Source organism: Streptomyces sp. NPDC034670 (assembly GCF_055574875.1).
Window position 1 is genome coordinate 17,707 of sequence record NZ_JBVITR010000047.1, and the last position, 11,725, is coordinate 29,431.

Genomic DNA, 11,725 nt, shown 5'->3' on the forward strand with positions numbered 1-11,725 from the left:
GCCGACCGCGGGGCGAGAGGGGGGGGGCCCGCCCCCCCCCCCCCCCCCCCACCCCCCCCCCCCCCCCCCCCCCCCCCCGACCGCCGGCTACGAGGCGGCGCGCGCCTCCTCGCGGACCCGTTCGGCGACCTGCGGCGGCATCGGCTCGTGCCGCGCGTACCGGCGGCTGAAGCGGGCGGTGCCGTGCGAGAGGGAGCGCAGGTCGACGGAGTACCGGCCGATCTCGATCTCCGGTACCTCGGCCCTGATCAGCGTGCGCCCGGCGGCCGCCTGCTCGGTGCCGAGCACCCGGCCGCGCCGGCCGGACAGGTCGCTCATCACCGCGCCGACGTAGTCGTCGCCGACCAGGACGCTCACCTCGGCCACCGGCTCCAGCAGGTGGATCCTCGCGTCCGAGGCCGCCTCCCGCAGCGCCAGCGCGCCCGCCGTCTGGAAGGCGGCGTCGGAGGAGTCCACCGAGTGCGCCTTGCCGTCCAGCAGCGTCACCCGCACGTCGATCAGCGGATGTCCCGTGGCGACCCCCTTGGCGGCCTGGGCCCGCACGCCCTTCTCGACCGACGGGATGAACTGACGCGGCACGGCCCCGCCGACCACCTTGTCCACGAACTCGATGCCCGAGCCGCCCGGCAGCGGCTCCACCTCGATCTCGCAGATGGCGAACTGCCCGTGCCCGCCGGACTGCTTGACGTGCCGGCCGCGCCCGGCGGCCCTGCTCCCGAACGTCTCCCTGAGCGGAACCCGGTGCGGCACGACGTCGACCCGGACGCCGTAGCGGCTGCGCAGCCGTTCCAGGGCCACGTCCGCGTGCGCCTCGCCCAGGCACCACAGGACCACCTGGTGCGTGTCCTGGTTCTGTTCCAGCCGCATCGTCGGGTCCTCGGCGACCAGCCGGGCCAGCCCCTGCGACAGCTTGTCCTCGTCGGGTTTGCTGTGCGCCCGGATGGCCAGCGGCAGCAGCGGGTCGGGCATCTCCCACGGCTCCACGAGCAGCGGGTCGTCCTTGGCGGACAGGGTGTCCCCGGTCTCCGCGCGGCTCAGTTTCGCCACGCACGCGAGATCGCCCGCGACGACGTGCGGCACCGGCCGCTGCTGCTTGCCGAACGGCGTGGTCAGGGCGCCGATCCGCTCGTCGACGTCGTGGTCCTCGTGGCCCCGGTCGGCCATCCCGTGCCCGGAGACGTGGACCGTCTGGTCGGCGCGCAGGGTGCCGGAGAAGACCCGGACCAGCGAGATCCGGCCGACGTAGGGGTCGGAGGAGGTCTTCACGACCTCCGCGACCAGCGGGGCGCCGGGATCGCACGGCTGAAGCCCGCGCGGCCGGCCGTCCACGGTGGTCACGCGTGGGGTGCCGTGCTCCAGCGGGGTCGGGAAACCCCTGGTGACCAGGTCCAGGAGCTCGACCGTGCCGAGTCCCTGGCGGGCGCCCTCGGCCGCGGGGGCGGCGGCCAGGACGGGGAACAACACCCCGCGCGCGACCGCCCGCTCCAGGTCCTCGATCAGTGTCTTGACGTCGACCTGCTCGCCGCCGAGGTAGCGGTCCATGAGGGTCTCGTCCTCGCTCTCGGCGATGATCCCCTCGATGAGCCGGCCGCGGGCCTCCTCGAGCAGCGGCAGCCGCTCCTCGTCGGGCTCGTGCTCCTCGCGCTCGCCGGTGGAGTAGTCGAACAGCTTCTGCGACAGCAGTCCGACCAGCCCCGTCACGGGCGCGTGCCCGTCGGGCCCCTCCGGACCGCGCAGCGGCAGGTACAGCGGAAGCACCGCGTCGGGGTCGTCGCCGCCGAAGGCCTCGGCGCAGACCCGGGTCATCTCCTCGAAGTCCGCGCGGGCCGCCTCGAGGTGCGTGACGACGATGGCGCGCGGCATGCCGACCGCCGCGCACTCGTCCCACACCATCCGGGTCGAGCCGTCCACGCCGTCCGAGGCCGAGACGACGAAGAGGGCCGCGTCCGCCGCCCGCAGACCGGCCCTGAGCTCCCCGACGAAATCGGCGTATCCGGGGGTGTCCAGCAGGTTGACCTTGATGCCGTCCCAGGCGACGGGCACCAGCGAGAGCTGTACGGAGCGCTGCTGCCGGTGCTCGATCTCGTCGTAGTCGGAGACGGTGCCGCCGTCCTCCACGCGGCCCGCCCGGTTCACCGCTCCCGCGGTCAGCGCGAGAGCCTCCACCAGGGTCGTCTTGCCCGAGCCGGAGGGGCCGACCAGCACCACGTTCCGTACGGACGCGGGGTGGTCGGCCGCCTGTGCCCTGCCGGCGGCTCCGGGGTGTGTGTGCGCCTTGTCGCCCATGATCCTGCCTCCCGTGCACGGTGAGGTCGCTGTGGGCGCGGACCCGCGGAATCCGCGTGCGGTGCGGCTCCGGCGACGCCCGCGGTCCTTCGAGCTTTCCACTCCCGTCACGGCGCGTCCATACGAAGGACGCCGTCCCGTCGTGCGTGCCGTTCACGGCCGGGCGGGCCACCGCCCGGCCGGGCCCCGGCCCGGGTGCCCCGGGGCCGCCCGCCCGCGCGCGTGGCTACGATTGGGCCCGCCGGTGGCCAGCAGGGGCCACGCGGCCACACCGACCGTCGGGAAAGCCATGCTGAACAAGTACGCGCGTGCGTTCTTCACGCGTGTCCTCACACCGTTCGCCGCATTTCTCATCCGTCGGGGGGTCAGCCCCGACACGGTCACGCTCATCGGCACCGCGGGTGTGGTCGCGGGCGCGCTGGTCTTCTACCCGAGGGGCGAGTTCTTCTGGGGCACGGTCGTGATCACGCTGTTCGTGTTCTCCGACCTCGTCGACGGCAACATGGCCCGCCAACTGGGCCGCTCCAGCCGTTGGGGCGCCTTCCTGGACTCCACCCTCGACCGGGTCGCCGACGGCGCGATCTTCGGCGGCTTCGCCCTGTGGTACGCGGGCGGCGGCGACAACGACGTCCTGTGCGCCGTCTCGATCTTCTGCCTGGCCAGCGGCCAGGTGGTGTCGTACACCAAGGCGCGCGGCGAGTCGATCGGCCTGCCGGTCGCCGTCAACGGGCTCGTCGAGCGGGCCGAGCGGCTCGTGATCTCGCTGGTCGCGGCCGGCCTCGCGGGCCTGCACGCGTTCGGCGTGCCCGGCATCCGGCACCTGCTGCCCGTCGCCCTGTGGATCGTCGCGGCCGGCAGCCTCGTCACCCTGGTCCAGCGGGTCGTCACCGTGCGCCGGGAGTCCGCCGAGGCGGAGGCCGGGGCCGGGGACCGGGCCCGGGGGAGCGAGGCCGCGACGTGAGCGCCCGGGAGCGGTTGACCGACGCCCTGTACGGCGCCGGCTGGAGCACGGTGAAGCGGCTCCCGGAACCGGCCGCCGTCCGCCTCGGCCGGACCATCGCCGACCTCGCCTGGAAGCGGCGCGGCGAGGGGGTGCGGCGCCTGGAGGGCAACTACGCGCGCGTGGTGCCGGACGCGGACCCCGCCCGGCTCGCCGAACTCTCCCGCGCGGGCATGCGGTCGTACCTGCGCTACTGGATGGAGTCCTTCCGGCTGCCCGCCTGGAGCGCCGAGCGCGTCAGGGCCGGCGTCACCGTCGAGGACCTCCACCACCTGACCGACGGTCTGGCGGCCGGCAAGGGCGTCGTCCTGGCGCTGCCGCACCTGGCCAACTGGGACCTCGCCGGCGCCTGGGTCACCACGGAGCTGGGCATACCGTTCACCACCGTCGCCGAGCGCCTGAAGCCGGAGACGCTGTACGACCGGTTCGTCGCCTACCGCGAGGGCCTCGGCATGGAGGTGCTCCCGCACAGCGGCGGCACCGCCTTCGGCACGCTGGCCCGGCGGCTGCGCGACGGCGGACTGGTCTGCCTGGTCGCCGACCGGGACCTGTCCGCCTCCGGCGTCGAGGTCGACTTCTTCGGCGAGACCGCCCGGATGCCGGCCGGCCCCGCCCTGCTCGCCCAGCACACCGGTGCGCGGCTGCTGCCGGCGACGCTCTGGTACGACGACTCGCCCGTGATGCGGGGCCGGGTCCACCCGCCGGTCGAGGTCCCCGCGTCGGGCACGCGCGCCGAGAGGACGTCCGCCATGACCCAGGCGCTGGCCGACGCCTTCGCCACGGGGATCGCCGAGCACCCGGAGGACTGGCACATGCTGCAGCGCCTGTGGGTCGAGGACCTCGACCCCGCGCGGGGCCCCGAGAAGGACCGGGAGGGGACTGCGTGAGGATCGGCATCGTCTGCCCGTACTCCTGGGACGTGCCGGGCGGCGTCCAGTTCCACATCCGCGACCTGGCCGAGTACTTCGTCCGCCTCGGGCACGAGGTGTCCGTCCTCGCCCCGGCCGACGACGACACCCCGCTGCCCCCGTACGTCGTCTCGGCGGGCCGCGCGGTGCCGGTGCCGTACAACGGGTCGGTGGCCCGGCTCAACTTCGGCTTCCTGTCGGCCGCACGGGTGCGGCGCTGGCTGCACGAGGGCGCGTTCGACGTCATCCACATCCACGAGCCGACGTCGCCCTCGCTCGGCCTGCTGGCCTGCTGGGCGGCCGAGGGGCCGATCGTCGCCACCTTCCACACGTCCAACCCGCGCTCCCGTGCCATGATCGCCGCGTACGCGATCCTGCAGGCCGCCCTGGAGAAGATCAGTGCCCGGATCGCGGTGAGCGAGTACGCCCGCCGGACCCTCGTCGAGCACCTGGGCGGGGACGCGGTGGTGATCCCGAACGGCGTCGACGTCGACTTCTTCGCCAGGGCCGAGCCCCGTCCGCAGTGGCAGTCGCGGGAGGCGCGGGGGCTCGCCGAGGACGGGGACGGGGCGGGCGGCACCATCGGCTTCATAGGCCGCATCGACGAGCCCCGCAAGGGCCTGCCGGTGCTCATGAGGGCCCTGCCGAAGATCCTCGCCGCCCGCCCGGGGACCCGGCTGCTGGTCGCGGGCCGCGGCGACGAGGAGGAGGCGGTCGCGTCGCTGCCGCGGGAACTGCGCCCGCGCGTCGAGTTCCTCGGCATGATCAGCGACGAGGACAAGGCCCGCCTCCTGCGCAGCGTCGACCTGTACGTGGCGCCCAACACCGGCGGCGAGAGCTTCGGCATCATCCTGGTCGAGGCCATGTCCGCGGGCGCGCCGGTGCTCGCCTCCGACCTGGACGCCTTCGCGCAGGTCCTCGACCGGGGGACGGCGGGCGAACTGTTCCCCAACGAGGACGCGGACGCGCTCGCCGAGGCCGCCGTCCGCCTCCTCGCGGACCCCGGGCGCCGCGCGAAGCTGCGCGAACGCGGCAGCGCCCACGTCCGCCGCTTCGACTGGTCCACCGTCGGCGCGGACATCCTGTCGGTCTACGAGACGGTGACGGCCGGGGCGGCCGCGGTGGCGGCGGACGACCGCACGACGGGGCTGCGGGCGCGGTGGGGGCTGACCCGGGACTGACGGCGGGGGACCGGCGGGGACCCGCGGATCCGGCCCGTCCGGTGACCGGGGCCGGGGCCGCCCGGGCCGGGGCGGGGGGCCGGGGGCGAGATCCCCGGGGACCGCGCCCGGGCCCGCGGCGTCCCCGCCGGCGCCGCCGTCCGCCCCCGGGCGCCCCACCGGGTCCGGCGGAGCGCCCCGGTAGCCTTGCCGCCCGTGACCGCAACCCTCATCTGGATCCTCGTCGCCCTCGTCGTGATCGGCCTCTACCTGAGCTGGACGGCGGGGCGGCTGGACCGGCTGCACGCCCGCATCGACGCCGCCCGGGCCGCGCTCGACGCGCAGTTGCTGCGCCGCGCCTCCGTCGCCCAGGAGCTGGCCACCTCCGGAGTGCTCGACCCGGCCGCCTCGATCGTGCTCTACGAGGCCGCGCACGCCGCGCGGCAGGCGGTGGAGGAACAGCGCGAGGTCGCCGAGAGCGAGCTGAGCCAGGCCCTGCGCGCGGTCTTCGCCGAGGCGCAGCAGGTGGACGCGGTCAGGGCGGCGCCCGGCGGGGAGGAGGCGGCCCTGGAACTGGCCGAGGCGGTGCGCAGGGTGCCCATGGCCCGCCGCTTCCACAACGACGCCGTGCGGGCGGCGCGGGCGCTGCGGCGGCACCGCAAGGTGCGCTGGTTCCGGCTGGCGGGACACGCGCCGTTCCCGATGGCCTTCGAGATGGACGACGAACCGCCGGCGGCCCTGACGGAGCGGGCGGCGTAGCGGCGGGACCCGGCCCCCGCGGGTCCGTCGCCCACCGAAAAGGATCCACCGCCTCTCCATTGGCCCTTGCTGTGGACCGGTCCGCTCACGTTTCCTCGGTGCTGCAGGAACCCCCTTCCCCCTCAGCGAGGTCATTCGTGTCCAGCACGCTCTCCGAAAACCAGGGTCCCGAGACCGGCACCGCGCGCGTGAAGCGCGGCATGGCCGAGCAGCTCAAGGGCGGCGTGATCATGGACGTCGTCACACCGGAGCAGGCGAGGATCGCCGAGGACGCGGGCGCCGTCGCCGTCATGGCCCTGGAGCGGGTCCCGGCCGACATCCGCAAGGACGGCGGCGTGGCCCGGATGTCCGACCCGGACATGATCGAGGGCATCATCGACGCCGTCTCCATCCCGGTCATGGCCAAGTCCCGCATCGGCCACTTCGTCGAGGCGCAGGTGCTGCAGTCGCTCGGCGTCGACTACATCGACGAGTCCGAGGTCCTCACCCCCGCCGACGAGGTCAACCACTCCGACAAGTGGGCGTTCACCACCCCCTTCGTCTGCGGCGCCACCAACCTCGGCGAGGCCCTGCGCCGCATCGCCGAGGGCGCCGCCATGATCCGCTCCAAGGGCGAGGCCGGCACCGGCAACGTCGTGGAGGCCGTGCGCCACCTGCGCCAGATCAAGAACGAGATCGCCCGGCTGCGCGGCTTCGACAACCACGAGCTGTACGCCGCCGCCAAGGAGCTGCGCGCCCCGTACGAGCTGGTCAAGGAGGTCGCCGAGCTCGGCAGGCTGCCGGTGGTGCTGTTCTCCGCCGGTGGTGTGGCCACCCCGGCCGACGCCGCGCTGATGCGCCAGCTCGGCGCCGAGGGCGTCTTCGTCGGCTCCGGCATCTTCAAGTCCGGCGACCCGGCCAAGCGCGCCGCCGCCATCGTCAAGGCGACCACCTTCTACGACGACCCGAAGATCATCGCGGACGCGTCCCGCAACCTCGGCGAGGCCATGGTCGGGATCGACTGCGACACCCTCCCCGAGGCGGAGCGCTACGCCAACCGCGGCTGGTGACCCGCTGATGACCGAAGAAGCACCTGTCGTGGGCGTCCTGGCCCTCCAGGGCGACGTACGGGAGCACCTCGTGGCCCTGGCCGCGGCCGGCGCCGTGGCCGGGCCGGTCAGGCGCCCCGGGGAACTCGCCGAGGTCGACGGCCTGGTCGTCCCCGGCGGCGAGTCCACCACGATCTCCAAACTGGCCGTGCTCTTCGGCCTGATGGAACCCCTGCGCGCACGCGTGCGCGACGGCATGCCCGTCTACGGCACCTGCGCCGGCATGATCATGCTCGCCGACAAGATCCTCGACCCGCGCTCCGGCCAGGAGACCGTCGGCGGCATCGACATGATCGTGCGCCGCAACGCCTTCGGACGGCAGAACGAGTCCTTCGAGGCCGCGGTCGACGTCGAGGGCGTCGCGGGCGGTCCGGTGGAGGGCGTCTTCATCCGCGCCCCCTGGGTCGAGTCCGTCGGAGCCGGGGCCGAGGTGCTCGCCGAGCACGACGGACACATCGTGGCGGTCCGCCAGGGCAACGCCCTGGCCACGTCGTTCCACCCGGAACTGACCGGCGACCACCGCGTGCACGGCCTGTTCGTCGAAACGGTGCGCGCGTGGCGGGCGGGCGAGTCCTTGTAGGATTCCTGCGTCCGCTGCAGAGATGGGTTACGCGAAGGAGACAGGCAGATGTCCGGCCACTCTAAATGGGCCACGACGAAGCACAAGAAGGCCGTCATCGATGCCAAGCGCGGCAAGCTCTTCGCGAAGCTGATCAAGAACATCGAGGTCGCGGCCCGGATGGGCGGTGCCGACCCCGAGGGCAACCCGACGCTGTACGACGCCATCCAGAAGGCCAAGAAGCAGTCGGTCCCCAACAAGAACATCGACTCCGCGGTCAAGCGCGGCGCGGGCCTCGAGGCCGGCGGCGCCGACTACGAGACGATCATGTACGAGGGCTACGGTCCGAACGGCGTCGCGGTGCTCATCGAGTGCCTCACCGACAACCGCAACCGCGCCGCCTCCGAGGTCCGCGTCGCCATGACCCGCAACGGCGGCTCCATGGCCGACCCGGGTTCGGTGTCGTACCTCTTCAACCGCAAGGGCGTGGTGATCGTCCCCAAGGGCGAGCTGACCGAGGACGACGTCCTCGGCGCGGTCCTGGACGCGGGGGCCGAGGAGGTCAACGACCTCGGCGAGTCCTACGAGGTCGTCAGCGAGCCGACCGACCTGGTCGCGGTCCGCACCGCCCTCCAGGACGCCGGGATCGACTACGAGTCCGCCGACGCCAACTTCGTCCCGACCATGCAGGTCGAACTGGACGAGGAGGGCGCGAAGAAGATCTTCAAGCTGATCGACGCGCTGGAGGACAGCGACGACGTGCAGAACGTCTTCGCCAACTTCGACGTGAGCGACGAGATCATGGAGAAGGTCGGCGCGTAGCGCCGCCGGCCTCGGCCGACTCGACGGGCCGACGGGGCGCACCCGTCGGCCCGTCGGCTTGTCCACGTTGTCGGTGGCACCCGATAGCCTGCACGAACAGGCGAGCGAAGGAGAGGGGCCGGGCGTGCGTGTGCTGGGGGTGGACCCGGGGCTGACCCGGTGCGGCGTCGGCGTGGTCGAGGGCGTCGCCGGCCGGCCGCTCACCATGCTCGGGGTCGGTGTCGTGCGCACCTCGGCGGACGCCGACCTCGGCCACCGCCTGGTCGCCATCGAGGAGGGCCTCGAGCAGTGGCTGGACGAGCACCAGCCGCAGTACGTGGCCGTGGAGCGCGTCTTCAGCCAGCACAACGTCCGCACGGTCATGGGCACCGCCCAGGCCAGCGCCGTCGCCCTGCTGTGCGCCTCCCGCCGCGGCATCCCCGTCGCCCTGCACACCCCCAGCGAGGTCAAGGCCGCCGTCACCGGCTCCGGACGCGCCGACAAGGCGCAGGTCGGCGCCATGGTCACCCGGCTGCTTCGGCTGGCCGCGCCCCCGAAGCCCGCCGACGCGGCCGACGCCCTCGCCCTCGCCATCTGCCACATCTGGCGCGCCCCCGCGCAGAACCGACTCCAGCAGGCGGTCGCCCTGCACGCAACGAAAGGCCGTACGGCATGATCGCCTTCGTCAGCGGCACCGTCGCCGCCCTCGCCCCCGACACCGCGGTCGTCGAGGTCGGCGGCGTCGGCATGGCCGTCCACTGCACGCCGAACACGCTGTCCGCGCTCCGCGTCGGCCAGCCGGCCAGGCTGCACACCTCCCTCGTCGTGCGGGAGGACTCGCTGACCCTGTACGGCTTCGCCGACGACGACGAGCGCCAGGTCTTCGAGCTGCTGCAGACCGCGAGCGGCGTGGGCCCGAGGCTCGCGCAGGCGATGCTCGCCGTGCACACCCCGGACGCCCTGCGCCGCGCCGTCGCGACCGCCGACGAGAAGGCCCTCACCGCCGTGCCCGGCATCGGCAAGAAGGGCGCCCAGAAGCTGCTCCTGGAGCTGAAGGACCGCCTGGGCGAACCGGTCGGCGCGCCGGCCGCCGGCGCCCCGTCCGGCGGCGGCTGGCGCGACCAGCTGCACGCCGCCCTGATCGGCCTCGGGTACGCGACCCGCGAGGCCGACGAGGCGGTGGCCGCCGTGACGCCCCAGGCGGAGGCCGCCGGGGGAACACCCCGGATCGGCCCGCTGCTGAAGGCGGCCCTGCAGACGCTGAACCGCGCCCGATAGCCCGTACGGAGAGCTGAGGCACACGCACATGAACTGGGACGACACGACCGACGCCCCCGCCGCCGAGCGGCTCGTCGGTGCGTCCGCCGACGGTGAGGACCAGGCCGTCGAGGCCGCCCTGCGGCCCAAGGACCTGGGCGAGTTCATCGGTCAGGAGAAGGTCCGCGAGCAGCTCGACCTGGTGCTGCGCGCCGCCCGCGCGCGGGGCGCCACCGCCGACCACGTGCTGCTCTCCGGGGCTCCGGGCCTCGGCAAGACCACCCTCTCGATGATCATCGCCGCCGAGATGGACGCCCCCATCCGCATCACCTCCGGCCCCGCCATCCAGCACGCCGGGGACCTCGCGGCGATCCTCTCCTCCCTCCAGGAGGGCGAGGTCCTCTTCCTCGACGAGATCCACCGCATGTCCCGGCCCGCCGAGGAGATGCTGTACATGGCGATGGAGGACTTCCGTGTCGACGTCATCGTCGGCAAGGGCCCCGGCGCCACCGCCATCCCCCTCGAACTGCCCCCCTTCACCCTGGTCGGCGCCACCACCCGGGCGGGCCTGCTGCCGCCGCCACTGCGCGACCGCTTCGGCTTCACCGCGCACATGGAGTTCTACGAGCCCGCCGAGCTGGAGCGGGTCGTCCACCGCTCGGCGAGCCTCCTCGACGTCGAGATCGACACCGAGGGCGCCGCCGAGATCGCCGGCCGCTCCCGCGGCACGCCCCGGATCGCCAACCGCCTGCTGCGCCGCGTCCGCGACTACGCGCAGGTCAAGGCGGACGGCCTGATCACCAAGGAGATCGCCGCGGCGGCCCTCGCCGTCTACGAGGTCGACGCCCGCGGACTGGACCGGCTCGACCGCGCGGTGCTCCAGGCCCTGCTCAAGCTGTTCGGCGGCGGCCCCGTCGGCCTCTCCACGCTCGCCGTCGCGGTCGGGGAGGAGCGTGAGACAGTGGAGGAAGTGGCCGAACCCTTCCTCGTACGGGAGGGCCTGCTCGCCCGCACCCCGCGCGGGCGGGTCGCCACCCCGGCGGCGTGGGCGCACCTCGGCCTCACCCCGCCCCGCTCGGGGACCCCCGGAAACGGACAAGGGGACCTGTTCGGGGCGTGACGGCGACGGCGGCGGCCCCGGCAGGAACCCCGGTGCCACGCCAAGCGTTGTTCCCTGCGCGCGGACTCGCCTAGACTCCGCCGGTGCCACCGTTGTCGGCGGCATCACACCACCCCCAACCAACAGGCCGTTCTCCAGCGCGGTCGTGTGAAGGAAGTTCCGACCCGTGAGTCTCCTGACCCTCCTCCCGTTCATTGTGCTCATCGGGGCCATGTTCCTGATGACCCGGTCGGCCAAGAAGAAGCAGCAAGAGGCCATCGAGATGCGGAACCAGATGCAGCCCGGTTCCGGCGTCCGCACCATCGGGGGCATGTACGCCACGGTCAAGGAGGTCAACGAGGACACGGTCCTCCTCGACGCCGGACCGGGCGTGGAGCTGATGTTCGCCAAGAACTCGATCGGCGCCGTCCTGAGCGACGACGAGTACAACCGCATCGTGCACGGCATCGAGCACGACCTGAAGTCCGACGCCGACGTCGTCCCCGACGACGCCTCCTCCCTCACCGGGACCGAGGAGCCGGCCGGCGCGGCCGCCTCCGACGACAAGCCCGTCGACCTCGGCAAGAAGGACGCGGCCGACGAGCCGGCCGACGCCACCGCCGACGACGTGAAGGCGGACGACCCGTCGAAGAAGACCGACGGCGGTTCCGAGGCGAAGTAAGAGAAGCAGAAGGAGCATGCGTGTCCCGGGGGGGGGGGGGGGGGGGGTTGCGCTCCGACAGACCCTCTCTTTCCCCTACACCACCACCCCACCGCCCCACCGCCCCCCGAGCGCGAGAGAAAAAGA

The 11,725-nt window shown here is 73.5% G+C and carries 12 protein-coding genes; 11 read left to right on the forward strand and 1 reads right to left on the reverse strand.

Annotated features, from left to right (window positions below; all coding sequences use genetic code 11):
* Positions 1-87: 87 nt before the first annotated feature.
* Positions 88-2,286: an elongation factor G-like protein EF-G2 gene (locus ACZ56B_RS25825; protein WP_468795232.1), complete on the reverse strand. Its 2,199-nt coding sequence runs from the start codon at positions 2,284-2,286 to the stop codon at positions 88-90.
* Between the two features lie 232 nt (positions 2,287-2,518).
* Between ACZ56B_RS25825 and pgsA the strand changes: the two genes are divergently transcribed.
* The 11 genes from pgsA to yajC all read left to right on the forward strand — a co-directional run bounded on the left by pgsA (position 2,519) and on the right by yajC (position 11,599).
* A complete protein-coding gene (gene pgsA, locus ACZ56B_RS25830) occupies positions 2,519-3,247 on the forward strand; it encodes a phosphatidylinositol phosphate synthase (protein ID WP_468795236.1) in 729 nt (242 codons plus the stop codon).
* Positions 3,244-4,173, forward strand: a complete 930-nt coding sequence (locus ACZ56B_RS25835; RefSeq protein WP_468795239.1) for a phosphatidylinositol mannoside acyltransferase — start codon at positions 3,244-3,246, stop codon at positions 4,171-4,173. The genes pgsA and ACZ56B_RS25835 overlap by 4 nt, the downstream gene beginning before the upstream one ends.
* Positions 4,170-5,375, forward strand: coding sequence for a glycosyltransferase family 4 protein (locus ACZ56B_RS25840; protein WP_468795242.1), 1,206 nt, complete (start codon positions 4,170-4,172; stop codon positions 5,373-5,375). Before ACZ56B_RS25835 ends, ACZ56B_RS25840 begins: the two co-directional genes overlap by 4 nt.
* A 195-nt stretch (positions 5,376-5,570) precedes the next feature.
* Positions 5,571-6,113 (forward strand): LemA family protein, encoded by a 543-nt coding sequence (locus tag ACZ56B_RS25845; RefSeq protein WP_468795245.1) that lies wholly within the window; start codon positions 5,571-5,573, stop codon positions 6,111-6,113.
* 137 nt (positions 6,114-6,250) lie between these two features.
* Positions 6,251-7,162: a pyridoxal 5'-phosphate synthase lyase subunit PdxS gene (gene pdxS, locus ACZ56B_RS25850; protein WP_468795249.1), complete on the forward strand. Its 912-nt coding sequence runs from the start codon at positions 6,251-6,253 to the stop codon at positions 7,160-7,162.
* A 7-nt stretch (positions 7,163-7,169) separates the two neighbouring features.
* Entirely contained in the window at positions 7,170-7,781 is a 612-nt protein-coding gene (pdxT, locus tag ACZ56B_RS25855) for a pyridoxal 5'-phosphate synthase glutaminase subunit PdxT (RefSeq protein WP_468795252.1), read from the forward strand.
* A gap of 48 nt (positions 7,782-7,829) precedes the next feature.
* On the forward strand, positions 7,830-8,582 hold the full coding sequence (locus ACZ56B_RS25860) for a YebC/PmpR family DNA-binding transcriptional regulator (protein ID WP_468795254.1): 753 nt from the start codon (positions 7,830-7,832) through the stop codon (positions 8,580-8,582).
* A gap of 124 nt (positions 8,583-8,706) precedes the next feature.
* Positions 8,707-9,237, forward strand: coding sequence for a crossover junction endodeoxyribonuclease RuvC (gene ruvC / locus ACZ56B_RS25865; RefSeq protein ID WP_468795257.1), 531 nt, complete (start codon positions 8,707-8,709; stop codon positions 9,235-9,237).
* The gene (gene ruvA, locus ACZ56B_RS25870; RefSeq protein ID WP_468795259.1) at positions 9,234-9,839 is read left to right on the forward strand and encodes a Holliday junction branch migration protein RuvA; all 606 of its coding nucleotides are present in this window, start codon (positions 9,234-9,236) and stop codon (positions 9,837-9,839) included. The genes ruvC and ruvA overlap by 4 nt, the downstream gene beginning before the upstream one ends.
* A 28-nt stretch (positions 9,840-9,867) precedes the next feature.
* The gene (gene ruvB / locus ACZ56B_RS25875) at positions 9,868-10,938 is read left to right on the forward strand and encodes a Holliday junction branch migration DNA helicase RuvB (RefSeq protein WP_468795262.1); all 1,071 of its coding nucleotides are present in this window, start codon (positions 9,868-9,870) and stop codon (positions 10,936-10,938) included.
* A gap of 166 nt (positions 10,939-11,104) precedes the next feature.
* Positions 11,105-11,599 (forward strand): preprotein translocase subunit YajC, encoded by a 495-nt coding sequence (yajC, locus tag ACZ56B_RS25880; RefSeq protein ID WP_468795265.1) that lies wholly within the window; start codon positions 11,105-11,107, stop codon positions 11,597-11,599.
* Positions 11,600-11,725: the final 126 nt, after the last annotated feature.

Coding starts and splice junctions, on each gene's coding strand:
- ACZ56B_RS25825 (WP_468795232.1), bottom strand. CDS start 2,286: ATGGGCGACAAGGCGCACACACACCCCGGAGCCGCCGGCAGGGCACAG.
- ruvB (WP_468795262.1), top strand. CDS start 9,868: ATGAACTGGGACGACACGACCGACGCCCCCGCCGCCGAGCGGCTCGTC.
- ruvA (WP_468795259.1), top strand. CDS start 9,234: ATGATCGCCTTCGTCAGCGGCACCGTCGCCGCCCTCGCCCCCGACACC.
- ACZ56B_RS25860 (WP_468795254.1), top strand. CDS start 7,830: ATGTCCGGCCACTCTAAATGGGCCACGACGAAGCACAAGAAGGCCGTC.
- pdxT (WP_468795252.1), top strand. CDS start 7,170: ATGACCGAAGAAGCACCTGTCGTGGGCGTCCTGGCCCTCCAGGGCGAC.